Below are 24935 nucleotides of genomic sequence, written 5' to 3'. Positions count from 1 at the left end.
TTCGGAAGGGCCTTCGCGGAGAAGGGCAATGATGCAGCGCTTTGAATTGCAGATGAAAGACGGGCTGGGCAGCATGCTGCCGCGGCAGTCGGCTCTGCGCGCGCGCACCCTTCCGCTCCTCCTTATGTGCCCCTGAGCACCGGCGGTCTCGGCATGCCGAGGCGGGCGTTCAGGGGATGGCGAAACGAACCTCCACGAAGTCAGAGGCTTGAGAAGTCAGCGGCTTGACCGGTCGTGATAGACTGAAGGCCATTCGTTTTAAGGACGAGCACCATGAATACCGAGACGAACGCGCGCGACGAGAAGGATCGCGTCATCATATTCGACACCACGCTGCGCGACGGGGAACAGTGCCCCGGCGCCACGATGACCTTCGAGGAAAAGCTGGAGGTCGCCGAACTTCTCGACGAGATGGGCGTGGACGTGATCGAGGCGGGATTCCCGATCGCCTCCCAAGGCGACTTTGAAAGCGTCCAGGAGATCGCCCGGCGGTCGAAGAACGCCGTCATCTGCGGCCTGGCGCGGGCCCAGCCCGGCGACATCGATCGGTGCGCCGAGGCCATCCGGCCTGCGGAGCGCGGCCGCATCCATACCTTCATCGGCACCTCGCCACTCCATCGCAAATATCAGATGGATATCGACGAGGCCGAATGTCTGGCCCGCGTGACGGCCTCCGTCAGCCGGGCCCGCGGCCTCACCGACGACGTCGAGTGGTCCGCGATGGACGCGACCCGCACGGAGATCGATTTCCTGTGCCGCTGCGTGGAAGCCGCGATCAAGGCCGGCGCGACAACCGTGAACATTCCGGACACGGTCGGCTATGCCTATCACGACGAGTTCGGTGATCTGATCCATGTTCTGCAGGAGAGGGTGCCGGGCGCGGACGAGATCATCTTCTCTACCCATTGCCACAACGATCTGGGCTTGGCCGTGGCCAACTCGCTGGCGGGCGTGACCGCCGGCGCGCGTCAGGTCGAATGTGCCGTCAACGGGCTCGGCGAACGCGCGGGCAATGCGGCGCTGGAAGAGATCGTCATGGCGATCCACACGCGCGCGGATGCGTTGTCCGTGTGGACCGGCGTCGACACGACGCTCCTGACCCGGGCGTCGAAGCTGGTGTCGCGCGTGACGGCCTTCCCGGTTCAGTACAACAAGGCCATCGTCGGCCGGAACGCCTTCGCCCATGAAAGCGGCATCCACCAGGATGGCGTGCTGAAACATGCGGGCACGTTCGAGATTATGACGCCGGAGAGCGTGGGCGTGAAAGAGTCGTCGCTGGTGATGGGCAAGCACTCCGGGCGCCATGCCTTCCGCGAGAAGCTGAAGGAACTCGGCTACGAGTTGGGCGACAACGCCTTCGAGGATGCCTTTGTGCGCTTCAAGGGCCTGGCCGACGTAAAGAAGCATGTCTACGACGAGGACATCGAAGCCCTGGTGGACCAGGAGATCGCCTCGGCGCAGGACCGGATCCGGGTGACGTCGCTGACGGTGATCGCCGGAACGGGGGGGCCGCAGAAAGCGACCATCACCCTCGTTATCGACGACAAGCAGCACATGTACGAGGCTGTCGGCGACGGGCCGGTCGATGCGACCTTCCAGGCCATTCGCGCGCTCGTGCCGCACGACGCCCGCTTGGCTCTGTATCAGGTGAGCGCGGTGACCGAAGGTACCGACGCCCAGGCCGAAGTCATGGTGCGTCTGGAGTCCGACGGCAAGATCGCCACCGGCCGCGGCTCCGACACGGACACGATGGTTGCCTCCGCGCGGGCCTATGTCAGCGCACTGAATAAGCTGCTGGCGCGCGGGGCGCGCAGGAAGCCGGAGACTATGCTCGCGTCCTAGCGTCCGGACGGGCTCCAGGAACGAATTTGGCAGAATGATTGTCGGCCCGGCGCCATGCGCCGGGCCGATGTCATTTCCACCGCCGGGATGCCCAGCAAGTGGGCAGTCCCGGATCGCCTGTTGCAAAGGAAGCGCGCAGGTCGGCCAATTCACCACCGATCCGCGCAAGTCGAAAAAAGTTTTCGCGAAACAGTCTGTTCACGCATTGCCCATGCAGGAGATTTGACGCAACATACCGACCGTTGCGGCGGGGTGCGACCCCATTGATTGGGGGCGTTTTCTGCCGTCGTGGGTGTCTTCATCCGTGATCGGCGGCCTGACCGGCGGACCGATCCGGATATCAGTAACGCGTGAAGCTCGTCGGCAGGCGGGCAGGTGGGGCGGTAAATGTTCTCGTGGTTGGGCTCTTCCGCGGACATGGCCATTGATCTTGGCACGGCGAATACGGTCGTCTACGTGCCCGGACGTGGAATTGTTCTAGACGAGCCGTCCGTGGTCGCAATCGAGCAGCGCGGCGACGATCAAAGAGTCATCGCGGCGGGCCACGAGGCCAAGACGATGCTCGGAAAGACCCCCACCAAAATCGTCACCGTCCAGCCGCTCCGCGATGGCGTCATCGCCGACTTCAACGCTGCTGAGGAGATGATCAAGTTCTTCATTCGCCGCGTGAATAGGCGGCGCCTGTTCGGCAGCCCGCGGGTCATGATTTGCGTTCCGGCCAGTGCGACCTCGGTCGAGCGGCGCGCGGTCCATGAGGCGGGGCTCTCGGCAGGCGCGCGGCGCGTTTATCTGATTTCCGAGCCCGTGGCCGGCGCGATCGGGGCAGGGCTGCCGATCAACGAACCCCGGGGCTCGATGGTTGTCGATATCGGCGGCGGCACCACGGATATCGCCGTCATGTCCATGGGCAGCGTGATCTATTCGAAATCGATCCGCACGGCCGGCAACGCCATGGACGAGGCGATCGTCAATTATGCACGCTTCAAGCATCACCTCATGATCGGGGCGCCGAACGCCGAGGTCGTGAAGAAGGAGTCCGGGTCGGCTGTCGCAAAGGCCAACGGCACCCACGTCACGATCAAGCTCAAGGGGCGCGATCTGCAACGCGGTTTCCCGGCCGAGATCACGCTCGGGCCACACGAGATCGCAGATGCGCTGACGCTGCCGATCCAGCAGATCGTCGGCGGTATCCGTCAGGCCCTGGCGGACGTGCCGCCCGAACTGACGGCCGATATCGCCGAGTCGGGCATCTATCTGACGGGCGGTGGCGCATTGCTCGAGAAGCTCGACGTCCGGCTTCAGCAGGAAACAGGTGTGAAATTCCAGATCGCGGAGGACCCGTTGCGGAGCGTGGTTCGGGGAACCGGCATGGCGCTCGAGCGGCTGGATGAAATGGCGGATCTGCTGATCAAGCCCTAGGTATGTGTTATAATAGCTTCGTCTAGGCGCGAGGCCCTTTAAGTGAGGACCACGGACGCCCTGGTGGCGTTCCAAGAGACTGAACGCAATGCCCAAGCGCAGCCCATCTCTGTTCCAACGACACCGGCCTTCTTGGTCGGCGCCGGTGGAGTTTCTGAGCTTCGGCCTCTACTTCCTATGCGCTGTTTTGTTGGTTCTCAGCCGGATCGGTCATGGGATCCTCGAGGACGCCCGCGACGAACTGGTCGATCTGTCGGCGCCGTTCCTGGAACTGGCCTCGGTGCCGGCCATCGAGGCGCGGCGGGCGGTGGATCGCGTTCGCCTCTATGTGCGCGTCCATCAGGACGCGGTCGGAGAAGTCGACCGGCTGACCAAGCAGAACGAGGAGCTGAAGCAGTGGCGCTGGCGCACCCAGCTCCTGGAGCGCAAGGTAGCTCACCTGCGCAAACTTCTGCACGCCGCCGAAGAGCCCGCGCTCGTCTACGCGACCGGGCAGGTAATCGCCGACGCGCGCGGTCCGTTCGTGAGAAGCGCGCTGGTGAATCTCGGGCGCAACGACGGTTTGCGGATCGGTTACGCGGTGATCAACGGTGACGGGCTCGTAGGACGCACCGTGGAGGCCGGTGACAGTGTCGCCCGGGTGCTTCTGCTCAACGATCTCAACAGCCGTATCCCGGTCCTGGTGGGGCCGCGCGGTGCGCGCGGCGTGGCTCTGGGAGACAACAGCCCCGAACTCCAGCTTGGATTCTTGGAAGAGGGCGCGGAGATCTATGCGGGCGATGAGGTCTACACCTCCGGCAGCGATGGCGTTCTACCGCGCGGTCTGCGGGTCGGCATGGTCGTCGGGGAGCCCGGAGCCTACAGAATCCGGCCCTTCGCCGATCTCAATTCGCTTGATGCCGTCAGCGTACTGTTCTTCGATGCGCCCGCCCTCAAACGGACGGACCCGGAAATTGTCGCCGGCAACCGCGGGCCTCTGTCGGCTTCACCTGACGCCGAGCCGGAGGAAGACCGGACAGCCGCGGCTCCGGCCGTACCACTCGCGCCGGTTGCGGCCATATCCCCCGCCACGATATCGCCGCCGATCACCGAGCAGGCGCAAGCTGAGCGATGACGCGGTTCCTCCCGGTATTCTCTGTCTTCATCGCGGTGATCGCCACCGCCGTACCTTGGGGATTGCCGGCCGACGCAACATTTATTCTGCCTCTGCTGGTCGTGATGATGGTGTTCTGCTGGCGTGCGATCCCCGGTACCGAACTTCATCCCGCGGCGGCGGCCGTTCTTGGATTGCTCGCTGACCTTCTCAGCGGCGGCCCCTTGGGTTTCTGGGCCCTGATGTGCCTGGTCGCCGCGACGGTCGGGCTCAAGCCTGGCTCGTTCCGGGAGCGCCGTGATCTTTGGAAGCAGTGGCTCGTCTGGACCGCGCTTATCTCCGTACTCGGACTGTTCGGCTGGCTGCTGGCCAGCCTGTTCTACCTGCGCTGGATCGATTGGTGGCCGATCGTATTCGGCGTCGCAACGTCGATTGCCGTGTTCCCGGTCGTGCTGTACGGGCTGCTCTGGGTCCAGTCCGGACAAATCGGTCATTCGCGCCGGACGCTCTTCCGGAGGGCCGCATGAGGAGGTCGAAGGCGCTTCACTACGGGGCGAAGAAAAAGCCCGATTACGTCCGCAAGCAAAGCTACCGCTTCTCGCGGCGGGCGCTGCTGGTCGGCGGCGCGCAGGCCGGCCTGTTCGGGCTGCTGGGCTGGCGGCTGCACCAGCTTCAGATCGAAGAGGCCTCCGACTATCGGCTCCTCTCCGACGAGAACCGCCTGATGATTCAGCTCGCGGCGCCCTCGCGCGGATCCATCCGCGACCGCACGGGCGCGATCCTCGCCGAAGACAAAGAGAATTTGCGTCTGCTCGTGGTGCCGGCGTTTTCCAAGAACCTCCCGGAGACGCTCGATAGGCTCTCTCGGATCGTGGACATCCCCCGGGGCGCCCGCGATCGCGTCATGCGCGCGGCGGCCCGCCAGAGCGGCTACTACCCCGTGCTCGTCGCGGAAGGGCTGACGTGGCGCCAGTTCGCGTTGCTCAACGTCCTGGCGCCGCAAATTCCCGGGATGCAGACGGATCGCTCGGCCTATCGCAAATACCATCATGCGCGTCCCATGGCCCATCTGGTGGGCTATGTGGGCATGGCCGGCAAAGAGGAGGTGGACCTCGATCCGGTTATGCGGCTTCCCGGCTTCCGCGCAGGACGGGCGGGTGTCGAGAAAACCTTCGACGAGCAATTGCGCGGCACGCCCGGCACGCAGAAATTCGAAGTGGACTCGCGCGGCCGCGTCGTCCGCGAACTGGGCTCGACCCCGAGCACGCCGGGCAAGGACCTCGTCCTCAGCATTGACCATCATCTCCAGGCGGTGGCGCAGGAGCGCCTGAAGGAGCACAGGGTCGCCTCAGTGGTCGTACTCGATGTCGAGACGGGAGGGATCCTCGCGCTCGCCTCTACGCCTACGTTCGACCCCAACGAGGTCGTCTTCAAGGTCGATCCCAGAGCGTGGGGCAGGATCGCGCGCGCCAAGGATCAGCCGCTCCAGAACCGGGCCATCCGCGGCCAGTATCCTCCCGGCTCGACCTTCAAGGTCGTCACGGCGCTGGCGGGGCTCCATGCGGGCGTGATCACCCCGCGGGAGACGATGAGTTGCCCCGGCGTCTATCGGCTGGGCCGCGCCAGGTTCCGTTGTTGGCGCGCTCATGGCGGCGGCATCGATGTGCACCAAGCCCTCAAGCAGTCCTGCGACGTCTACTTCTACGAAACCGCAAAACGCATGGGCATCGATCACCTGGCGGCCGTCGCCCGGCATCTCGGCATGGGGCGGGTCTACGATTGCGGACTGCCGGGCCAGAAGGAAGGGATCATTCCCGACGTGGCCTGGAAGCGCGCGCATCTGATGGAGCCGTGGTACGGCGGAGAGACGGTCATCGCGGGCATCGGTCAGGGCTTCGTCTCCTCCACGCCGCTCCAGCTTGCTGTCATGGCGTCCCGTGTCGCAACGGGCCGGGCCGTCCTGCCGAAGCTCGTTCTCACACCGGACGATCCGGAGCCCGACTGGCCGGCGCTGCAACTCGATCCCAGACATCTGGATATTGTCCGCAAGGGTATGTTTGGCGTCGTCAACGAGCCCCGTGGGACCGCCCGCCGTTCCGCGCTGGAGATTCCCGGGGTCATGATGGCTGGTAAGACCGGCACATCGCAGGTCGTGAACGCGCATAACGAGCACAAGCTCTCTCCTTATGAGCGCGAGACACATGCGCTGTTCATCGCCTACGCACCGGCCGACAAGCCGCGTTATGCGGCCGCCTGTGTCGTCGAGCATGGCGGCGGCGGATCGAGCGCCGCGGCGCCCATCGTCAAGGACGTCATGACCGAAGCGCTTCTGCGCGATTCCGCCAAGGCGCCGGCCTTCGCGGGCCTGAGCAGGGATGAAGTCGCGCGGCAGGTCGCCGTCGCCGGAGACGACGGATGAAGATGCTGTTCGCGCAAGGACCGGCGGTAAAGCTGGATCTCGCCAAGAAGCTTCTGCTGCTGAACTGGCCCTTTCTGGCGCTGATCACGGCGATCGTTCTCATCGGCATCGCCGCGCTTTATTCGGTGGCCGGCGGCTCGTTCGATCCATGGGCGTCGCGGCAGGTCATGCGTTACTGCGTCGGCCTGGCGCTGCTGTTCGCCATTGCCTTCTCGGACATTCGCTGGTGGCTGAAAGGCGCTTACCCGCTGTTCATCCTGGCGCTCTTCCTCATGGCGCTGGTGCCGCTCATCGGCGTGGAAAGCGGCGGCGCGCGGCGCTGGCTGGGCGTCGGGGAAATGAGCTTCCAGCCCTCGGAAATGATGAAGATCGCCCTGGTCCTGGCGATCGCCCGCTATTATCAGTGGCTGCCGCCGGAGAAGATCTGGCGCCCCGATGCGCTGATCCCGCCGCTGCTCATGATCGGCGTGCCGGCGCTGCTGGCGCTGGCCCAGCCCGACCTCGGCACAGCCGCGCTGTTCGCGATCATCGGCGGCGGCATGATGTTCCTGGCCGGCGTGAGCTGGTTCTACTTCGCCGGGGCTATCGTCGCGGTCGTAGTCGCGCTGCCCCATGCCTGGGAGATGCTGCACGACTACCAGAAGCAGCGCGTGCTGACCTTCATAGACCCGGAGACGGATCCGCTCGGCGCGGGCTACCACATCCTGCAGTCCAAGATCGCTATCGGCTCCGGCGGGTTCAGCGGGAAGGGGTTCATGCACGGCACCCAGGCCCAGCTGAACTTCCTGCCCGAGAAGCACACCGACTTCATCTTCACGATGTTCTCGGAAGAGATGGGATTTGTCGGCGCCGTCATCCTGCTGGCGCTCTATCTGCTGGCACTGGTGTTCATCACCTTCATGGCGCTGCGCTGCCGCAGCATGTTCGCAAAGCTCATCGCGGGCGGCATGGGGCTGACACTGTTCGCGTATGTGTTCATCAACGTGGCCATGGTGACCGGCCTCGTGCCCGTGGTCGGGGTGCCTCTGCCGCTCGTCTCCTATGGCGGCACATCCATGCTGACCATGATGATCGGCTTCGGCTTCGTGCTGAATGCCCATGTCAACCGGCGGGTGACATTCCGGCAATCTGAGCTCGGCGGCCTCTGGTAGGCCAAACCGCATTTTTTGGCGCGACCGACCTGGACAGCCCGCCTGTCTCGGTGCTAAAGGCTCCTCCCTTGGCGCTTCGACAAGCGCCAGACCAGAGCGGTCACGCCACGTGACGTTGAAAGCTCTGAGGGCGCATAGCTCAGTTGGTAGAGCAGCTGACTCTTAATCAGCGGGTCCAAGGTTCGAGTCCTTGTGCGCCCACCACCATTTCGGGAAACGCATTTCCCCGGTGACCCCTTGCAGCGATGCTCCGTCCATTTGGGCGGCGGGGCATATTAGGCAACGATCCGTTCGGCACTCCACATTCCGGCATTGTCGAGAATGAGGTCGGGATCCTTGTACTGCTCGCGCAGCAGACGCTCGTAAAGTTTGCCTTCGCTCGCGCTATCGATGGGGGGCGTCTTGCCGACCAGTCGAGAAAGCGCCTCGTCAAGGGCGGCGGCTGTTCCGCTTCCCTCGTCAAATTGAGCTTTCTTGCGCCAGACCAATTCGGCCGGGAGCAGATCCTCGCATGCCTTGCGCAGGATCCATTTTTCCGTCGTCTCGTGCGTCCGCTCGTCAACCCTGATCTTCAGAGAGGCGGGAATCGATTGAGCGAAGTCGATCAGGTCCCGATCAAGAAACGGCGTCCTTGCCTCCAAGCCTTGAGCCATCGTTATTCTGTCTACTCGTTGCAGGTTGATATTGTGCATGGCGCCAAGCGACCGCGTGAGTTCGTCCGCGAGGGCTCTGGGCTTTCGAGCGTAGGCGTGGTGGTACGCATAGCCAGCGAATAACTCGTCCGCGCCCTCGCCGGTCAACACCGCCTTCACATGGCGACGGGCCAATTTCGTCACGAAATGTGTTGGCAGGGCACTCGGCACGACGTCAACATCGGCGCTCTCAAGGTGGTAGATCACATGCGGCAGGATCTGAACGAGGTCGTCGGGGGTGAACACGTGCTCGTAATGGTCTGAGCCGATATGTTCGGCGACCGCGCGTGCGGCCGCAAGATCAGGACTTCCTTCGGTGCCGACGGAAAAGGTCTTTAGCGGACGGTCGATAGCGCGTGCCGCGAGCGCCGCGATGACTGAGGAATCCAGCCCGCCGGACAGAAATGCACCCACCTCGACGTCGGCCACCATCCATTTTTGCACTGCAGCTTCGAGGACGAGACGCAACTCACGCCAGATCGGTTCCGGTTTCTCACCGGGCTCCAACTCGGCGGCACCTTGTGGCACGCGATACCACTCGCGAAAACCGTCCACGCTGTCGAACATTGCGCCCGGGTCAATGGTCTCGACATTGCTCAGGCCAAGCCCATCGAACGCCTTCAACTCCGAGGCAAGAGCCAAACCGTCGCCTATGCGGGCCATGTAGAGCGGTTTGATCCCCAGGGGATCGCGCGCGGCGATGATTCGATCCGGCGTCGCCAAGACGAACGCAAACATGCCGTCGAGCCTTGAGATCCATCGCGCGGCATCCGAGCGGAACAGACGCAAAATCGTCTCACTGTCGCTAAGGGTCTCAAAGGCACTCTCACCAAGAATGGCCCGCAAGTCTGCGTAGTTGTATATTTCACCGTTGGCTACGAGCAGATTGTCGGCGCAATAGATCGGTTGGGCTCCCGTCTCCAAACCAATGATCGATAGCCGGCAGTGGGCCATCACTGCGGGCACGTTAGGGACCTGGCTCACACGCACCTCATCAGGTCCGCGATGGGCGATCTTGTCGATCATCCTCCGTGCCAGGTCCAGATCATCGATTTTCCAAAGACAGACAAAGCCACACATTTTTGCCCCGCTTGATTGTTGTTGAAATTGCCGTTGCGGCAGGAGAGCCATACTACAAACAAGGACCACTTGTGGAGGCGGTCACAGCTGGGCGTGCCTGTTTGGGCTCATGAGGAGGCGTCTGGCCGGCGAGAATGGTAGGGAGGCGAGGTGCCGAAAGCGGCTGAAAAGCGGCCAAAATCTCCTTGGTCGCTCATCCTCGCTAGGGTTTGGACCGTTTCGCCAATCGCGACACCTGGTGCACTAAGGCATCCGGGAAATTCTCCCGCGAGATCATGCCAAGACTTCCCGCAAGTCTGCCAGTGTAGTTCCTGCTCTATCAGTGGATTGTCAGTCTCGTCCCAATAGACTTTTCCCAAAACAGGGGGGAGCCTATGGACAAGACGGCTAGAATAGCCGCGCTCGGCACGTTCGTTGGGATGATGTTGGCCGATTCACTCGCGTGGGCAGAGTTTGAGATCCCGTAAGTTGACGGAGAGAAGGCGAGATCGAGGTCGAATATCGCGGCGCGCAGCACTGGGGGTCGCCCTCGACCACTGACGATGCGATTCGGCAAAGCCATGAAGTCGAGTTCCAGTATGCCGTTTCCGACTGGTGGATGGTGAGAGTCACGCCAAATGTCGAGCAGCAGTTTGGCGGCGACATCGAGTTTGTGTCGGTCGGGTTCGAGACGCAGTTTGTACTCGTGCCACGCGATGGCGGCTCTTTCGGTCTCGCGCTGATGCTCGGCTATGGACCTTTTTCTCAGTTCGTGGACGGCGGCGAGCCCGACGAGTTCGAGTTCGGTCCGGTGGTGGAGCTTTCCCAAGGCAGGTGGCTCGCCACGCTCAATCCGGTGCTGGTCGAACAAATAGACGACGCCGATCAGGAGGCTCTCGGCCTGGAATACGCCGCGCAGCTTCAATATCGCTTCGCCCCGCATTGGTCAGTCGCCGCGCTTGGCTTTGGAGAGATTGAAGACCTCGCGAACGCTGGCCCCGCCAGAGAGCAAGAGCATCTGTTTGGCTCAGGTGTGTACTGGTTCTCCAAGCCCTACGCCGAAGCTAACGAGATGGAGAGCCCCGGCAACGACGCCGAATGGGTCATGGGGGTCGGTGCACTTTTTGGTTTGACCGATAATTCGAACGACGTGGCTCTCCGCGCAACGGTTGCCCTGGAGTACTGAGGTGACGAGACCCTGAAGGTAGGCAAGACCGAAGTCCGATAGGATCAGAAGCAGTCACCGGATGCGCATCGACGTTGACCCGGGAGTTGCCGCTCACGAGTCCTTGGAAGCTTCCGGCCCGGTCTTACCTTCGAACGTCTCTCCGTCCGTGTCGACGATCGTAACCTCGAGCGCGTTCTCGTCGCCCTTGCCGAAGGAGAAGCGGAAGTTGGGATTTGTCGAGATCGAGAACGTGGCGTCGAGGGAGAAGACTTCCTCTCCGTCGCGCGACACCGAGACATCCTTGACGTAGCGCATCGGAATGTAACCGCCGCTATCGATGTCCATCTGCATGCCGTTGCTGTTCGGGTGCTTGATCATCACCTGGCCGGTCCAGTTCGGGCTGCCGACCTGCTCCGGCGGGACGGCCTTCACCTGGATGCGGCCGAGCCCTTTGCGCTCTTCATCGGGGTCTTTCGCATTCATGGCCGCGCACCCGCCGGCCGCCTGCACGTATTTCGTCGCCATGTGCAGCGTGCCGTCTTCCGTCTCGAGGACGGCACGCACATGGGAGAATCGCTCGATGCGGACGCGGGTGTTGAAGAAGCGCTCTCCCTCGGCGCCTGCTGCCGGCCCAAATGTCAGCGTTGCCACCTTCGGGTCCGGGTTCTGATCGATGAAGAGCGTCAGCGATTTCGGCCGACCCTCGACAGAGGCGGGAATGTGCACGGTTAGGGGAACGACCGCGGCATCCAGTGCGGTCACGGGCGCATCGAGCGTGACCATGCCGTCCTCTTCGGCGATGGCGCGGTCGCCGAAGGTTTGTGCCCGCAAGGCCGTCCAGACGTCCGGCAAATCGGCTTCGCCGGCCATGGCCGGTTGGGGAGCGGCCATGGGCCACGCCAAAATCGTCGCCAAGGCGAGCAGGGCAAGGGGGGTGGCAGCGCGCATGTGGCCTCCTTAGGTAGGGTCTCGAAATTACCATGGCGCGGTCGCGGGCGAGTGGCAGAAGAGGCGTCATCAATGCACTGAAAGCATGAGCCTTTTTCAAACGGCGGCCGTCCAGAGTTCTGGTTACGACCGCCACTTCTCCAAGGCCCGCGAATGGAGTCTTGACCACCCGGCAGGCCGCCGCGGCATGCCACCGATCCGCGGCCTTTGCCTTGGGCCGGCCCGTCTTGCACTATGATGGCTTCGGTGCGTGGAGGGACTTATCGATGAGATTTCTGCTTTTGGTGATCGTGGCCATCGCGATCCTGGCCTTGGTGCAGAGCAAGCGGCACGGCTGCAAGTTCGGGGACGACAACTGGCTCTCGTGTGTCGTCGACAACACGAAGAAGGAGTACTACTCGGCGTTGCCGCCCGATACGCGCTTAGTTGAGGCGGACGCGGCGCGGGCCTCGGCGATGTAGTGCGCTCGGAAGGCGCGGGCGATCGGCCCCGGTTCACCGGTGCCGATGGCGCGGCCGTCGATCGTCACGATCGGGAGCACGAAGGCTGACGCCGCCGTCAGGAAGGCTTCGCGTGCGCCGTAGGCCTCCTCCACGCTGAACGGGCGCTCCTCGAAGGACACGCCGTCGACCTCGGCCAGCCGCAGGATCGCGCGCCGCGTGACGCCCGGCAGGATTTGCGGTCCCAGGGGCTGGGTGCGGAGCACGCCCTGCGCATCCACGATGAAGGCCGAGGATGACGTCCCCTCGGTCACGGCGCCGTCCTCGACCATCCACGCTTCATAGGCGCCGCGGGCTTTCGCTTCCTGCTTGCCCATGGCCTGAGCCAGCATGGAGGTCGACTTGATGTCCCGCCGCTTCCAGCGAATGTCGGGAATGGTGATCACGTCCACGCCGGTCTCGGCTTGGGGTGTGTTCACAAGCGGGCGCGTCTGGGTAAAGGCGACAACGGTCGGGAGAGGCGAGGGGGGATAGGCGAAGTCTCGCTCGGCGGAGCCGCGGCTGATCTGGAGATAAACGACCCCTTCGTCCACCTGGTTCTCGGCGATAAGGGTCTCGTGCACTTCGCGCAGACCCTCGTCCGGCATGGGGCGGGGAATCTCGATCTCGCCGAGCGACCGGTCGAGGCGCGCGAGATGCCCTTTGAAGTCCACAAGCCGCCCATCCAGGACCGCCGTCACCTCGTAGACGGCGTCGCCGAAAAGGAATCCCCGGTCGAATACGGAGACTTTCGCCTCTTCCTCGGGCTCGAATGCGCCGTTCACATAGACGATGCGGGACATTGGCGGGTCGGAAACCTCAGGAAGCGCAGACGGGCTTGATCCTTAGCCCCGCCTCTTCGATCAGCGCGCGGTCGTCGGCTGCGTCGTTGTTGGCGGTGGTCAGCAGCTTCTCGCCGTAGAAGATCGAGTTGGCGCCGGCGAGGAAACACAGGATCTGCGCCTCGCGGTTCAGCGCCTCACGCCCCGCCGACAACCGTACGAACGAGGTCGGCATCAGGATGCGCGCCGTCGCCACCATGCGGACGAGTTCGAGCGGCTCGACCTTGGTCTGGCTTTCGAGGGGGGTTCCGGGTACGGGCACCAGGGCGTTGATCGGCACGCTTTCCGGGTGCGGGTCCAGCGTGGCCAGTTCCTGGAGCAGGCGCGCGCGGTCCTCGATGGTCTCGCCCATGCCGATGATGCCGCCGCTGCAGACTTCGACACCGGCGCTACGCACATTGGCAATTGTCTCCAGCCGGTCCTCATAGGTCCGCGTGGTGATGATCTCTTCGTAGAACTCGGGCGAGGTATCGAGGTTGTGGTTGTAGGCGGTGAGTCCCGCCTCGGCGAGGCGGTCCGCCTGATCCTTCGTGACCATGCCCAGCGTGACGCAGGCTTCCATTTCGAGGTCCCGCACACCGCGCACCATGTCGAGGACCTTGTCGAACTCGGGCCCGTCTTTCACCTGGCGCCAGGCTGCGCCCATGCAGAAGCGGGAGGCCCCGGCGTCCTTGGCGAGCTTCGCCTTGGAGAGGACGTCGTCCACGTCGAGCAGGGACTCACGCTCCAGGCCCGTCTTCTTGGCGTAGTGCGCGGACTGCGGACAGTATTTGCAATCCTCGGGGCAAGCGCCGGTCTTGATGGAAAGCAAGCTCGCGAGCTGAACCTGCCCGTCCGCATGGAACCGGCGGTTGACGGCGCGCGCTTCGTCCAGCAACTCAAACAGCGGCGCCTGAAGCAGGTCCACGATTTCGAAGGTTTGCCAGTCATGGCGTATGGCAGGGCGGGGCTCGCCCTCTCGTTCCGCCTGGCGAATTAGACCCTTGAAAGGATTCAAGCTTTCCAACGTTTCTGTCACGGGACTCCAAGCCATTGATTGCTGGGGATAAGACCTAACGCTAATACAGGATCATGCAGGCAAGCGAAAGCCGATATGAAGCCTTCCTCGAGAAGCTGAGCCGGGAGCGGCTACGGCGGGATCTGACCGAGATCGCCGCGCGCGAGGCGCGGACGCTGGAGGTGTGCGGCCGGACCTATGTCAATCTGGCCAGCAACGACTATCTGGCCTTGCGCTTCCACGAGGCCCTGATCGAGCGCGCCTGCGCCTGGGCGAGGGAGTTTGGAACGGGCTCGGGGGCTTCGCGCCTCGTCACCGGCAATCTGGAACTCTTCAGGCAGATCGAGCAGAAGGTCGCTGCGCTCAAAAATAAGCCGGCGGCGCTGGTGATGGCCTCGGGCTTCCAGGCCAATGCGGGCGTCTTGAAGGCGCTGTTCGACAAGCAGGTCCTCGGCGCCGACCCGCTGGTCTTTTCCGACCGCCTCAACCACGCCAGCATGCATTTCGGCTGTCAGGCCGCGGGCGTCGCCCAAATCCGGTACCGGCATCTGGACGCAGGTCATCTCGCTGACCTGCTGGACCGGCACGCCACGCACCAGCGCCCTAAATTCATTCTGACCGAGAGCGTGTTCTCCATGGACGGCGATATTGCGCCGATCCCCCAAATCGCGAAGCTCGCGCGCGAGCATGGCGCGATGCTGGTGGTCGACGACGCCCACGCCACCGGCATCCTCGGGGAGGGCGGCCGCGGGCTGTCCCAGGGCGCCGACGTGGTGATCGGCACCTTCTCGAAGGCGCTGGGGAGTTTCGGCGCCTATGTCGCCTGCTCGGACACCATGCGCGATTACCTCGTGAACCGCTGCGGCGCGCTGATCTATTCGACGGCACTCCCGCCGCAGGTCCTGGGCGCGATCGATGCGGCGCTCGACCTCCTGCCGACGCTCGATGCGGAGCGCGCTCGCGTGGCGGATCTTTCGGCCCATTTCCGCCGCGAGGCCCACGGCCTTGGATACGACACGGCGGGGTCCTCGACCCAGATCGTGCCCGTGGTCGCCGGCACGGCCGAAGACGCCCTTCGAATGAGCGAGGCCTTACGCGAAGCCGGGTTCTGGGCGACCGCCATCCGCCCCCCGACGGTGCCGCAGGGGACGTCCCGTGTCCGCTGCGTGTTCACGGCCGCCCACGGGCCGGAGGATGTGGACGAGCTATTGGCGGCCTTGGAGGCTTCCGCGAGCCGCTTGGCCGAGGCGGCGTCGAACTGAGATGCATTTTGTTCTCGTTCACGGCTGGGGATTCAACGCGTCCATCTGGGCACCCCTGATCGCGCAACTCGGGGGCGCCGAAACGACTGTGGTCGACCTGGGCTTCGTCGAAGGCGCTGAGAGTTCTGTCGATCCAGACTGGCCCGAGGATGCGATCGCGATCGGACATTCGCTCGGCGTGCTGTGGCTGCTCAAGAACGGGGGCGCCCGGTTCCGGGGGCTGGTGTCCATCCAGGGTTTCGACCGCTATTGCCCCCATGTGCCGAAGTCCCGTGTCGTCGCGTTGAAGCGGGGCATCGATCGCGATCCGGCCGGTACGATGGAGGCCTTTTGGGGATCATGCGGGGCGCCCGGCTTTGCGCCGGCGGCGGCTTTGAACGCCGACCGCTTGCGCGAAGGGCTCGATTGGCTAATACAGTGGGACGCAGAGGACATTCGGAAAAGCCTTAGATGTCCAGTTCTTAGCCTTGCAACCCGAGACGACCTCATCGTCCCGCCGGCGATGACCGAGGCCATTTGGGGCGAGGAGAATGTGGTTTGGCGGGCCGAAGGCGGCCATGTCCTGCCGATCAAGTTTCCGGAGTGGTGTGCCAAGCATGTCGTTGAATTCGCCAATTCTGTCTCGCCGTAGCGCCGCCATCGCGGCCCGGTTCGGCGCGAAGGCGGACGTGTACGAAGCGCATGCCGGGCTGCAGGCCGATGTCGCGGCAAAGCTCGCGAAACACCTTCCCGATCTCAAGACACCGAAGGTGCTGGAGCTCGGTTGCGGGACCGGACTGCTGAGCCGTCATCTCGTGGCGCGCTATCCCGAAGGCGAGTTCCATCTGACCGATGCCGCTCCCGGCATGATTGGAGCCTGCCGCAACAATTTGGACGGCGCGGGCGCGAACGTCTCTTACGAGGTCATGGATGCAGCCGCACCCATCGCCTACGAGAATCTCGACCTGATCGTCACCAGCATGATGCTCCACTGGCTGAACGGCCCGGTCGCCGTGCTGACGGGACTGCGGCGCCGGCTGGCACCGGGCGGCGTGCTCCTGTTCGCGACCTTAGGCCCCGACAGCTTCGCGGAATGGCGCACCGTGCTCGCCACCGAAGGTCTGCCGAGCGGCACACCGTATCTGCCGGAACTGCCCGGCGTGGTCGAAGAAGAGCATCTAACGCCCGATAAGGATTCACATTCCTTCCTCCGGCGCATGCAGGCCGTGGGCGGTCTTCATCCCCGCGACGGGTACGACCCGCTCTCGCCGGGCGCGCTGCGCAGGGCCATCCGCGCGACCAATATCCGCTTCGGCGGCCGCGTGACCTGGCACATCGTCTATGGGCGTCTAGAGCGACCCTGAAGCCAGCCGGTCCATGCCTTCGATCATGGTGGCGTAGGCGCGGGCGAGTTCCTCGTCCGTGATGCAGTAGGGTGGCATCAGATAGACCGTCGAGCCGATGGGCCGAATGTTGAGCCCGTTCGCCAGATACCAAGCCCGAAGTTTTAGGCTCGCCTCCGACTGGTACTGGGTGTCGCTGCCGAAATCGAAGGCGAGCGCCGATCCGAGCGTCCGGGGCCGCATCACGTCGGTACGTGCCGCCAGGACGTCGAGCATCGTGCGGTGATGCGCATTGATCTCGGCGATCCGCGCCATCGTCTGCTCTTCTTCGTAGAGGCCGAGTGAGGCCAGCGCCACCGCGCAGGCCAGCGGATTGCCGGTGAACGAATGGCCGTGCGGTAGGGCCCGGTCGAAATCGTGTCCGAGAAAGATATCGAACAGCTGATCGCGCACGACCGTGGCCGCGAGCGCCATGTATCCGCCCGTCAGACCCTTGGACAGGCAGACGATATCGGGCGTGACCTCCGCATGCTCCATGGCGAAGAGCTTGCCGGTACGCCCGAAGCCGGTCGCGACCTCGTCGAAGATCACCAGCACCTTGGCCTCGCGCGCCATGGCCACCATGCGCTTGAGAAAGCTCGGGCGGCAAATGCGGATGCCGGCCGCGCCCTGCATCATCGGCTCGATGATCATCGCCGCGATGTTTTGCTTGTGGTTTGCCAAAAGTGCCTCGAGCGCGGACAGGGCTCCGGCCTCGCGCTCCTCGACCGCATCGTCGCCTTCGAACGTGGCGGGGTAGGGCACGACCCGGACGTCGCACATCAAATCCTTGAAGGCGCCGAACATCTGGGAACTGCGGCCGACCGACATCGCGCCGAGCGTGTCGCCGTGATAGCCGCCGTCGAAGGCGATCAACGTCCGACGGGTTTGGCCGCGATTGACCCAGGATTTGTAGGCGACCTTGATGGCGGTCTCGACGGCGGTGGAGCCGTCATCGGTGAAGAACACCCGGTTCAGATCGCCGGGTAACAGCTCGGAGAGCGCCTTGGCGAGATTGACCGCCGGCGCATGGGTGAAGCCGGCGAACATGATGTGTTCCAACGTGTCAGCCTGGCGGGCGAGCGCCGCGTTGATCTTGGGATGGGCATGCCCATGCGTGCACGTCCACCAGGACGAGATCATGTCCAGAATCTCGCGCCCGTCCGCGTCGAACAGCGAGGCGCCCTTGGCGCGCGCGATCACGGGCGGTTCGACTTCGATACCGTGCTGCGTGTAGGGGTGCCAGACATGGCGCTTGTCGAGCGCGATGATCTCTTCTGCGGACTGCGAGCCCTGTAGATTCGAGTGTTCGTTCACGGCCTTACCGTTGCAAGTTTGAGAAGATCGAGTTCCGGCTCGATAGCCTTCAGCGTGTCGCGGTTGACCGTCTCAAGCTGTGGAATCTCGGCGATCACTTCGACCTTGCCGAAGCGTTCGATGGCCGCCCGGTTATGCGGCGTTTCGGGCCCGCTGATGACGACACCGGCGAGCGGTAGCCCGCGCCGTCGGATGGCTTCCAGCGAAAGAAGCGTATGGTTGATGGTCCCGAGCGTCGAGCGGGCGACGAGGAGAATGGGAAGATCAAGCGCGTCCGCAAGATCGATCATGTAGGCACCGTCCGCAATCGGCACCATCAGGCCGCCCGCGCCCTCGACCACGACGAGCCCGTCGTGCGGCGGCAGTTTGATCTTCTCCATGTCCAGCGCGATGTTGGCCCGGCGCGCGGATTCGTGCGGCGCCATGGGCTCGGGCAGGAGATAGGCCTCGGGCAGGACGCGGCTGACGGGGAGCTCGGCCAGTTGCTGAACGGTCGCCGAGTCCGTGGTTGGAACGGTGCCGGCCTGGATCGGCTTCCAATAGGCGCCGTCGAGTTGGGTGAGCAGCCAGGCGGACACCAGCGTCTTGCCGACCTCGGTGTCGGTGCCTGTAACGAAAAAGCCGGACAATGCGGCACTCCTAGCGTTGTTCGGGCGCGGGTGGGGGACTTTATCGGCCCGGGACCGGGAGGCAAGAGTGCCAGGGTACGACCTTTGGCGGCCAAAATGCCGCTCACATCGTTTTCGTCTAGACGGCAAGCGCCGAGTTGGGCGAAAAATCGCATCCATGAGCCGATTTCTGACGATCTTTCTCGTGGCGTTCTTTGGTTGCGCCTCGATCGCGACTGCCGACGGCAAGACGCTTCGGATGGCCTACGACGCCGATCCGACCTCGCTCGACCCCCATGAGCAGCTCGCCAGCGCGACGCTGCAGCTCTCGCATCTGGTGTTCGATCCGCTGGTCCGCCGGCGACAGGACAACTCGTTCGAGCCGCGCCTGGCGGAAAGCTGGGAGCAGGTCGACGACGTCACCTTGCGCTTTCATTTGCGGGAGGGCGTCACGTTTCACTCGGGACGGGAACTGACGGCGGACGACGTGGTCTGGACTTTCGAGCGCCTCAAGAAGAGTCCAGATTTCAAAGCCTTGTACGAGCCATTTGAATCGGCGAAGGCAGTGGACGCGCACACGGTCGACATCGTCACCAAGGCGCCGTATCCGCTCACGCTCAATCTGGCCACCTACATCTTCCCCATGGACCGCGAGTTCTATTCAGGCATGGACGAGAACGGCCGGCCGAAAGATGCGGTAGTGAAACACGGGTCGTCTTTCGCGTCGTCCCACATCAGTGGGACGGGGCCGTTCCGCGTGTCGAAGCGCGAGCAAGGTATCCGGCTCGAGCTGGAGCGCGTCGACGACTACTGGGACAAGGACTCGCCCGGCAATGTCGAGAAGATCATCCTCACACCGATCAAGGAGCCTGCGACCCGGGTGGCCGCGCTGCTCGCCGGCGACGTGGACTTCATCGCACCCGTTCCGCCCACGGACTTCAAGCGCCTGGAGGCAGCGTCCTGCTGCACGCTCGTCACCATGCCGTCGACGCGGATTTTGACCTTCGAGTTGAATCAGGATCGCGTCGAGGCCTTCCAGGATCCTCGCGTCCGCAAGGCCATGAGCTATGCCATCAACCGCGAGGGGATCGCGAAGAAGATCATGCGGGGCTTTGCGACGCCCGCCGGGCAACTCAGTCCCGAAGGCTACGCTGGGCATGATCCGGATCTGACGCCCCCTTACGACATAGAGAAGGCCAAGGCGCTGATGAAGGAGGCCGGGTACGAGGACGGCTTCTCGGTGACCATGATCGCGCCCAACAATCGTTACGTGGGGGATGCCCGTATCGCCGAGGCGGTGGCCGCCATGCTGGCAAAGATCAACATCAAGGTCGATCTGCAGACCATGCCGAAGGCCCAGTATTGGCAGCGCTTCGATCAGCGCGATGGCGATATCCTGATGATCGGCTGGCAGTCAGACACGCAGGACTCGGCGAATTTCTATGAGTTCCTGGCCATGACGCCGGATGCCAAGACCGGGTACGGCCAGTACAACGCGGGTGACTACTCGAACCCGGAAGTGGACCGGCTGACAATGCAGACGCAGACGATGATGGATCCTGAAGCTCGCGCCGAGGTCCTTAGGCAGATCGAGCGCATCCTCGCCGACGATGCGGCGCTGCTGCCCATTCAGTGGCAGCACCTGGCCTGGGCCGCACGCAAGAATGTGAATATCGAGCCCATCGTGAATGCCATAGACATGCCCTATCTTGCCGACCTCGTGATCGACTAGGTCGCGCCTTCTGGGGAGGATTGGCCATGTTCAAGAAAATTCTGCTCGTGCTCTTGGTGCTGATCGGCGCCTTCGCGATTTACGTCGCACTCCAGCCCGACGAGTACAGGGTCGAACGCTCGGTGACCGTCGCCGCACCCGCGGGCACCGTCTTCGGAAACGTCGACAATTTGCGCAAATGGGAGGCGTGGTCGCCTTGGGCGAAGCTCGACCCCGATGCCAAGGTCGCATTCGAAGGACCCGAGGCAGGGAAGGGCGCCGCGATGACCTGGGACGGCGACGACAATGTCGGGGCCGGCAAGATGACCATCGTCGAAAGCGATCCCGATAAGGCCGTCAACATCGAGGTGACCTTCACCAGGCCGTTTGAAGGCGGCACCAACTCGGATTTCAGCTTCACGCCCAAAGCCGACCCGACAGGGAGCGAGCAAACCGAGGTCACCTGGGCGATGCATGGGACGCACAACTTCGTGGAGAAGGCGTTCTGTGTCGTCTTTAACGGCCTCGGCATGATGGGCAACGACATCGACAAGGGCCTGTCCCGGCTGAAGTCCGTCTCGGAGCAGTCCTGAACCAGAGTTCGACTGTGGCCGCCGTGGTCCAGGTCAATTGGTCTGATATCGGCGCCTAGGCTATAGTTGCATCATGTGGTTCGCCGAAGCGCGCATCCCCGCGCGGGCGGCTATGAGCGGCAACGGCTTAGGGGGGCGCGGCAGCGACATTGGCATTGCCCGCTAAAGGTAATGGTTTGGGATTTCCTGAAGGACGACACCCAGCCGCGGTTGCCCAATCGCGCGCGCGTCGTTCTGACCATGGCCTTGGTTGGAATCCTGACAGGTCTGATCTCGAGCCTGCCGTCGCCCTTGCCGTCGATCCGCCTCGAAGAAGACGGGCTGATCCTCAACGCCGCCAGCAGCCCGCTCCATGCGGGCCTCGCGTTCGCGATTGGTATCGCTGCCTGCATGTGGGCCTGGGTGTCGCGCGAGGCGAGCAAGTGCCTGCTGACGGCCGTGCTGGTCTTCCTCGGCTGGCTGGCAGCCGTGAACACGGCCAACGACCTCTATCAATTTCTGATCGGTTCGGGTGCGTTCGGCTCCGAGACTGGTGCGAAGGCGACACGCGAAGCTTCCGGACTCATTATCGGGGGCGTGGTGGCCGGTGCTGTCGGGGCGGGCCTGTCGGCTTTCGGCGCCGGAATTCCGGCAGCGGCGATCCGCCGGCCGCAAAACTGGGGGCTGATCGTGCTTGCGGGCGCGGTGGCGGGCATCATGCTGTACCCGGCGGCCGTGCTGCGCATGCCGCATGTGATGTTCGTGCCGTGGCAAGCCTTGGTGGCGGCGTCCATCGGCTTTGGTTTGACGCGGCGTTGAGCGGCTTCGGCCCGGCGCGGCGCCTCGATCCGGGGACGCGGCGCAATGGATAGTTTGCTTTCCGCTCTTGCCTTCCTCGCGCGGCGGCTCGTTCAGGCGCTGCTCGTCATGCTGGCGATCCTGGTCATCGCCTTTGCGGTACGCGAGAGCCTTGGCGATCCGATCCGCGAGTTCACGGGGCAGGTCGTTTCGGAGTCGGAGCGTGCCGAGTTGCGCAAGGAGTTAGGTCTCGACCGCCCGTGGCCCGTCCAGTTTGCCGACTATCTCGGCCGGGCCGCCCACGGGGATCTCGGCACGTCCTTCATTTACAAGAAGCCGACCGTCGATGTGGTGCTGGCCAAGTTTCCGGCGAGCTTCGAATTGGTGCTGGGCGCGAGCCTCATCGTGCTGCTCTTTTGCGTCCCGGCAGGCGTCTACTGCGCCGTCCGGCCCAACCGGCTCGGCGCAAGGCTGGTTTTGGGCTTAAGCGTGCTCGGGATCTCGATCCCCGTGTTTCTCACCGGCATCGTGCTCATCACGGTGTTCTCCGTCTGGCTCGGGTGGCTGCCGGCGTTCGGACGCGGTGAGACCGTCGCCATCGGGCCCTGGACTACAGGGCTCCTCACCCGCGACGGCCTGGAGCACCTTCTACTGCCGGCGCTCACGCTCTCCTCGATCATGCTGCCGCTCTTCGTCCGGCTGGTGCGCAGCGCCATGCTCGGCGAGCTGGGCCATGACTATGTGCGCACCGCCTGGGCAAAAGGAGCATCGCCCTTGCGCGTCTGGATCGTCCACGCGCTACGCAACGCGCTGCTTCCGCTCGTGGCGGTTGGCGGCCTGCAGGTCGGCACGCTGGTCGCCTATACCCTTCTGACGGAGACCGTATTCCAGTGGCCCGGCATGGGCTTTCTGTTTCTGGAGGCGGTGACGCGCTCCGACATTCCCCTGATCACGACCTATCTCGTGCTCGTCGGGCTGCTGTTCGTGGTGGTGAATACGCTGGTCGACCTTTTGAGCCTGGCGCTCGACCCCCGCGTCAGCCTGGAGGGGGCACGATGAGCGCGTCTTCCACAGCCGCCGGGCCGAATGGTGTGATCGCCTTCACGCGCGGGCGGCCGGGCGTCGGCCTTGCCTTCATCGTGCTGGTCGTCATCGCAGTGGCGGCCTTGTTGGCGCCGGTGATCGCGCCGCAGGACCCATTCGATCTTGCGGGGTTCGACATTCTGGATGCCGAACTGCCCCCGGCCTGGCAGGAAGGGGGCGAAGCGCGCTTTCCGCTGGGGACCGACGCGCAAGGCCGCGACCTCCTCAGCGCCATCCTCTATGGCGCCCGCATCTCGCTCCTGATCGGGATACTGGCGGTTCTGATCCAGGCCGCGATCGGCGTGACCTTGGGGCTGCTCGCGGGCTATTTCGGGGGGCGTGTCGATGCCGTCGTCACCCGCCTGGCGGATATCCAGCTCGCGCTGTCGACCCTCATGATGGCGATCGTCGCCATGGCGCTGGTGCGCGCCGGCCTCGGCGGTGAGGCGCTCAACCTGTTCGCCGTACCGCTGCTGGTCGTCGTGATCGGCCTCGCGGAATGGCCCATTTTCGCCCGCACCACCCGCGCAGCGGTGCTGGTCGAGGCCACCAAGGATTATGTGCGTGCGGCCCGGGCGGTGGGCGACACCGATTGGACCATCTTGCGCCGCCACATCCTCCCCAACAGCCTCTCGCCCTTGATCATCGTGGCGACAACGCAGGTGGCCGGCGCGATCATGGCCGAGGCGGCCTTGTCCTTTCTCGGGCTCGGCATGCCGGTCACGAAGCCGTCGCTCGGCACGCTGATTCGCTCCGGCTACGACCTCATGTTCGCGGGGAGCTGGTGGGTCACGGTTCTACCCGGCCTGGTTCTCATCGCCGTGCTGATCTCGATCAACGTCCTGGGGGACGGCTTACGCGATTGGCTGGATCCGCGCCGCCATTCGGGCTGATCCTCCGCCGAAATGGCGCCCTAAACGGCCAAAGCGCTTGATAATTTGGGCTACGGCGACCCATAAGATATACAGGGGCGCGAGCCTAGTCGCCCGGGGAGTGGCGCCATGGGGCGGCCCGGATATGCGTCCGGCCGGCCTGCGAACGGCAGAAATCCCCAAAAAGCTGAGCCCTGAGAGCAGAGCCTCGAAGGCACCGCGGAGGAGACGTCATGGAGACCCCGAGCCCGGCCAATCCGGATCTCATCTTTGCTTTGCGCCGTGTGACCGAGAGCGCAGCCTGCGCGGCCTTCAACTGGATCGGCCGAGGCGACGCGGATGACGGCGGTAATGCGGCGCTGGAAGCCATGCGGGCCGCGCTCGCGGAGATCGAAGTCGACGCGGTGGTCGTCATCGGCGAGGCCACGGCAGGCGAGGCCCCGCAGCCGCATCGCGGCGAGCGCTTGGGGCGCCCCACCGCGGCCTTCAAGGCCGATATCGCCGTCGATCCGGTCGAGGGCACCAGCTACCTCGTGCGCGGCCTCACCAATGCCCTGGCGGTTTTGGCTGTCGCGCCGCGCGGCGCCATGATGGACCCGGGGCCCGCCTTCTACATGGAGAAGTTCGTGGCCGCGGCGCCCGCGCGCGGCAAGATCGACCCGTCCTGGCCAACGGCAAAGAAGCTCGAGGAACTTGCGAAGGTCCTGGGCAAGGATATCTACGATCTGAACGTCTTCGTTCTGGAAAAACCCCGCCACCGCGAGCTTGTAAACGAGATCCTGGCCGCGGGCGCCCGTGTGGCGATGTATCCGGCAGGCGACGTGGCCGGCGCACTTATGGCGGCCGTTCCGGGTTCGTCGATCGATGCGCTGATGGGAACGGGTGGTACGCCGGAAGGCATCATGTCCGCCTGCGCCGTTCGCGCCATCGGCGGTGAGTTCCTGGCCCGCTTCGATCCTCAGCTCCAGACGGAGACACAGGCCGTGCACGATGCCGGCATCGACACCACGCGCTGGTACCAGCGCGACGAACTCATAACCTCGGACGATGTGTTCTTTTGCGCGACGGGCATCACCACGGGCCTTATGCTCGAAGGCGTGGAGCGCGGAAAATCGCACTATAAAGTGCAGACAATGATGATAACCGGTGCGACGGGCGAACGGCAGATCATGACGAGCTATCTGCCGACCGACCGCCTTGCGAGTGTGGCGGCTCGCGACGTCGCCTAATAAGCCATAACGG

23 protein-coding genes and 1 tRNA gene are annotated in these 24935 nt (G+C 64.1%); 18 read left to right on the top strand and 6 right to left on the bottom strand.

From position 1 onward, the window contains the following. Positions 1 to 273 precede the first annotated feature (273 nt). From DCY11_RS02075 to DCY11_RS02045, 7 genes are all read left to right on the top strand, one after another. On the top strand, positions 274 to 1842 hold the full coding sequence (locus DCY11_RS02075; protein WP_108681046.1) for a 2-isopropylmalate synthase: 1569 nt from the start codon (positions 274 to 276) through the stop codon (positions 1840 to 1842). A gap of 387 nt (positions 1843 to 2229) precedes the next feature. Further along, positions 2230 to 3261 (top strand): rod shape-determining protein, encoded by a 1032-nt coding sequence (locus DCY11_RS02070; protein ID WP_069445209.1) that lies wholly within the window; start codon positions 2230 to 2232, stop codon positions 3259 to 3261. Between the two features lie 145 nt (positions 3262 to 3406). After that, positions 3407 to 4375: a rod shape-determining protein MreC gene (gene mreC / locus DCY11_RS02065; protein WP_159079732.1), complete on the top strand. Its 969-nt coding sequence runs from the start codon at positions 3407 to 3409 to the stop codon at positions 4373 to 4375. After that, positions 4372 to 4881 carry a rod shape-determining protein MreD gene (gene mreD / locus DCY11_RS02060; RefSeq protein ID WP_108681044.1) on the top strand — a complete coding sequence of 170 codons (510 nt, stop codon included), beginning with the start codon at positions 4372 to 4374 and terminating at the stop codon, positions 4879 to 4881. Before mreC ends, mreD begins: the two co-directional genes overlap by 4 nt. Further along, the gene (gene mrdA / locus DCY11_RS02055) at positions 4878 to 6773 is read left to right on the top strand and encodes a penicillin-binding protein 2 (RefSeq protein WP_108681043.1); all 1896 of its coding nucleotides are present in this window, start codon (positions 4878 to 4880) and stop codon (positions 6771 to 6773) included. The genes mreD and mrdA overlap by 4 nt, the downstream gene beginning before the upstream one ends. Beyond that, a complete protein-coding gene (gene rodA, locus DCY11_RS02050) occupies positions 6770 to 7924 on the top strand; it encodes a rod shape-determining protein RodA (protein ID WP_108681042.1) in 1155 nt (384 codons plus the stop codon). Before mrdA ends, rodA begins: the two co-directional genes overlap by 4 nt. Before the next feature lie 128 nt (positions 7925 to 8052). Beyond that, positions 8053 to 8128: transfer RNA gene (locus DCY11_RS02045), tRNA-Lys, on the top strand. Positions 8129 to 8199: 71 nt separating this feature from the next. Here DCY11_RS02045 and asnB read toward each other — a convergent pair. After that, the gene (gene asnB, locus DCY11_RS02040) at positions 8200 to 9642 is read right to left on the bottom strand and encodes an asparagine synthase (glutamine-hydrolyzing) (RefSeq protein WP_245409424.1); all 1443 of its coding nucleotides are present in this window, start codon (positions 9640 to 9642) and stop codon (positions 8200 to 8202) included. A gap of 652 nt (positions 9643 to 10294) precedes the next feature. Here asnB and DCY11_RS02035 point away from each other — a divergent pair. Further along, positions 10295 to 10861: a hypothetical protein gene (locus DCY11_RS02035; protein WP_108681038.1), complete on the top strand. Its 567-nt coding sequence runs from the start codon at positions 10295 to 10297 to the stop codon at positions 10859 to 10861. Positions 10862 to 10954: 93 nt separating this feature from the next. Here the strand turns inward: DCY11_RS02035 and DCY11_RS02030 are convergent, their stop codons facing one another. Then, complete coding sequence (locus tag DCY11_RS02030; RefSeq protein ID WP_108681036.1) at positions 10955 to 11791, bottom strand: quinoprotein dehydrogenase-associated SoxYZ-like carrier; 837 nt, start codon at positions 11789 to 11791, stop codon at positions 10955 to 10957. A 266-nt stretch (positions 11792 to 12057) separates the two neighbouring features. Between DCY11_RS02030 and DCY11_RS15380 the strand changes: the two genes are divergently transcribed. Continuing rightward, positions 12058 to 12252, top strand: a complete 195-nt coding sequence (locus tag DCY11_RS15380) for a hypothetical protein (protein WP_159079731.1) — start codon at positions 12058 to 12060, stop codon at positions 12250 to 12252. Here the strand turns inward: DCY11_RS15380 and DCY11_RS02025 are convergent. Both DCY11_RS02025 and bioB read right to left on the bottom strand, forming a co-directional pair. Then, complete coding sequence (locus DCY11_RS02025; protein WP_108681034.1) at positions 12186 to 13073, bottom strand: D-amino-acid transaminase; 888 nt, start codon at positions 13071 to 13073, stop codon at positions 12186 to 12188. The two genes, DCY11_RS15380 and DCY11_RS02025, sit on opposite strands and share 67 nt — an antisense overlap. A gap of 16 nt (positions 13074 to 13089) precedes the next feature. Then, positions 13090 to 14019, bottom strand: coding sequence for a biotin synthase BioB (gene bioB / locus DCY11_RS02020; RefSeq protein ID WP_371515021.1), 930 nt, complete (start codon positions 14017 to 14019; stop codon positions 13090 to 13092). Between the two features lie 164 nt (positions 14020 to 14183). Between bioB and DCY11_RS02015 the strand changes: the two genes are divergently transcribed. The 3 genes from DCY11_RS02015 to DCY11_RS02005 are packed head-to-tail and all read left to right on the top strand — an operon-like array spanning position 14184 to position 16714. Then, positions 14184 to 15371, top strand: coding sequence for an 8-amino-7-oxononanoate synthase (locus DCY11_RS02015; RefSeq protein ID WP_108681030.1), 1188 nt, complete (start codon positions 14184 to 14186; stop codon positions 15369 to 15371). A 1-nt stretch (position 15372) separates the two neighbouring features. Beyond that, on the top strand, positions 15373 to 16002 hold the full coding sequence (locus tag DCY11_RS02010) for an alpha/beta fold hydrolase (protein WP_108681028.1): 630 nt from the start codon (positions 15373 to 15375) through the stop codon (positions 16000 to 16002). Next, positions 15968 to 16714, top strand: a complete 747-nt coding sequence (locus tag DCY11_RS02005) for a methyltransferase domain-containing protein (RefSeq protein ID WP_159079730.1) — start codon at positions 15968 to 15970, stop codon at positions 16712 to 16714. Before DCY11_RS02010 ends, DCY11_RS02005 begins: the two co-directional genes overlap by 35 nt. On the opposite strand, the gene bioA is transcribed toward DCY11_RS02005, so the two are convergent. Together bioA and bioD are read right to left on the bottom strand one after the other, a co-directional pair. Next, a complete protein-coding gene (bioA, locus tag DCY11_RS02000; RefSeq protein ID WP_108681023.1) occupies positions 16700 to 18049 on the bottom strand; it encodes an adenosylmethionine--8-amino-7-oxononanoate transaminase in 1350 nt (449 codons plus the stop codon). The two genes, DCY11_RS02005 and bioA, sit on opposite strands and share 15 nt — an antisense overlap. Next, positions 18046 to 18678: a dethiobiotin synthase gene (gene bioD / locus DCY11_RS01995; RefSeq protein WP_208430495.1), complete on the bottom strand. Its 633-nt coding sequence runs from the start codon at positions 18676 to 18678 to the stop codon at positions 18046 to 18048. Before bioD ends, bioA begins: the two co-directional genes overlap by 4 nt. 157 nt (positions 18679 to 18835) lie before the next feature. Between bioD and DCY11_RS01990 the strand changes: the two genes are divergently transcribed. The 6 genes from DCY11_RS01990 to glpX all read left to right on the top strand — a co-directional run bounded on the left by DCY11_RS01990 (position 18836) and on the right by glpX (position 24922). Further along, positions 18836 to 20389: an ABC transporter substrate-binding protein gene (locus DCY11_RS01990; RefSeq protein ID WP_108681019.1), complete on the top strand. Its 1554-nt coding sequence runs from the start codon at positions 18836 to 18838 to the stop codon at positions 20387 to 20389. Positions 20390 to 20415: 26 nt separating this feature from the next. Then, positions 20416 to 20961, top strand: coding sequence for an SRPBCC family protein (locus DCY11_RS01985; RefSeq protein ID WP_108681017.1), 546 nt, complete (start codon positions 20416 to 20418; stop codon positions 20959 to 20961). A gap of 171 nt (positions 20962 to 21132) precedes the next feature. Further along, positions 21133 to 21759, top strand: a complete 627-nt coding sequence (locus DCY11_RS01980; protein ID WP_108681015.1) for a hypothetical protein — start codon at positions 21133 to 21135, stop codon at positions 21757 to 21759. A 45-nt stretch (positions 21760 to 21804) separates the two neighbouring features. After that, positions 21805 to 22797, top strand: coding sequence for an ABC transporter permease (locus DCY11_RS01975; protein ID WP_108681013.1), 993 nt, complete (start codon positions 21805 to 21807; stop codon positions 22795 to 22797). After that, positions 22794 to 23714, top strand: a complete 921-nt coding sequence (locus DCY11_RS01970) for an ABC transporter permease (RefSeq protein WP_108681011.1) — start codon at positions 22794 to 22796, stop codon at positions 23712 to 23714. The genes DCY11_RS01975 and DCY11_RS01970 overlap by 4 nt, the downstream gene beginning before the upstream one ends. Before the next feature lie 212 nt (positions 23715 to 23926). After that, on the top strand, positions 23927 to 24922 hold the full coding sequence (gene glpX / locus DCY11_RS01965; protein ID WP_108681009.1) for a class II fructose-bisphosphatase: 996 nt from the start codon (positions 23927 to 23929) through the stop codon (positions 24920 to 24922). Positions 24923 to 24935: the final 13 nt, after the last annotated feature.

The sequence above is a fragment of the Methyloceanibacter sp. wino2 genome, assembly GCF_003071365.1.
In the GTDB taxonomy this organism is placed as follows: Bacteria; Pseudomonadota; Alphaproteobacteria; order Rhizobiales; family Methyloligellaceae; genus Methyloceanibacter.
This window is presented reverse-complemented; position numbering and strand designations above follow the sequence as displayed.

Bases quoted from the DNA above. Each gene is read 5' to 3' on its own strand.
- DCY11_RS02075 (WP_108681046.1), top strand. From the start codon at position 274: ATGAATACCGAGACGAACGCGCGCGACGAGAAGGATCGCGTCATCATA.
- DCY11_RS02070 (WP_069445209.1), top strand. From the start codon at position 2,230: ATGTTCTCGTGGTTGGGCTCTTCCGCGGACATGGCCATTGATCTTGGC.
- mreD (WP_108681044.1), top strand. From the start codon at position 4,372: ATGACGCGGTTCCTCCCGGTATTCTCTGTCTTCATCGCGGTGATCGCC.
- mrdA (WP_108681043.1), top strand. From the start codon at position 4,878: ATGAGGAGGTCGAAGGCGCTTCACTACGGGGCGAAGAAAAAGCCCGAT.
- rodA (WP_108681042.1), top strand. From the start codon at position 6,770: ATGAAGATGCTGTTCGCGCAAGGACCGGCGGTAAAGCTGGATCTCGCC.
- asnB (WP_245409424.1), bottom strand. From the start codon at position 9,642: ATGATCGACAAGATCGCCCATCGCGGACCTGATGAGGTGCGTGTGAGC.
- DCY11_RS02035 (WP_108681038.1), top strand. From the start codon at position 10,295: ATGGTGAGAGTCACGCCAAATGTCGAGCAGCAGTTTGGCGGCGACATC.
- DCY11_RS02030 (WP_108681036.1), bottom strand. From the start codon at position 11,791: ATGCGCGCTGCCACCCCCCTTGCCCTGCTCGCCTTGGCGACGATTTTG.
- DCY11_RS15380 (WP_159079731.1), top strand. From the start codon at position 12,058: ATGAGATTTCTGCTTTTGGTGATCGTGGCCATCGCGATCCTGGCCTTG.
- DCY11_RS02025 (WP_108681034.1), bottom strand. From the start codon at position 13,073: ATGTCCCGCATCGTCTATGTGAACGGCGCATTCGAGCCCGAGGAAGAG.
- DCY11_RS02015 (WP_108681030.1), top strand. From the start codon at position 14,184: ATGCAGGCAAGCGAAAGCCGATATGAAGCCTTCCTCGAGAAGCTGAGC.
- DCY11_RS02010 (WP_108681028.1), top strand. From the start codon at position 15,373: ATGCATTTTGTTCTCGTTCACGGCTGGGGATTCAACGCGTCCATCTGG.
- DCY11_RS02005 (WP_159079730.1), top strand. From the start codon at position 15,968: ATGTCGTTGAATTCGCCAATTCTGTCTCGCCGTAGCGCCGCCATCGCG.
- DCY11_RS01990 (WP_108681019.1), top strand. From the start codon at position 18,836: ATGAGCCGATTTCTGACGATCTTTCTCGTGGCGTTCTTTGGTTGCGCC.
- DCY11_RS01985 (WP_108681017.1), top strand. From the start codon at position 20,416: ATGTTCAAGAAAATTCTGCTCGTGCTCTTGGTGCTGATCGGCGCCTTC.
- DCY11_RS01980 (WP_108681015.1), top strand. From the start codon at position 21,133: ATGGTTTGGGATTTCCTGAAGGACGACACCCAGCCGCGGTTGCCCAAT.
- DCY11_RS01975 (WP_108681013.1), top strand. From the start codon at position 21,805: ATGGATAGTTTGCTTTCCGCTCTTGCCTTCCTCGCGCGGCGGCTCGTT.
- DCY11_RS01970 (WP_108681011.1), top strand. From the start codon at position 22,794: ATGAGCGCGTCTTCCACAGCCGCCGGGCCGAATGGTGTGATCGCCTTC.
- glpX (WP_108681009.1), top strand. From the start codon at position 23,927: ATGGAGACCCCGAGCCCGGCCAATCCGGATCTCATCTTTGCTTTGCGC.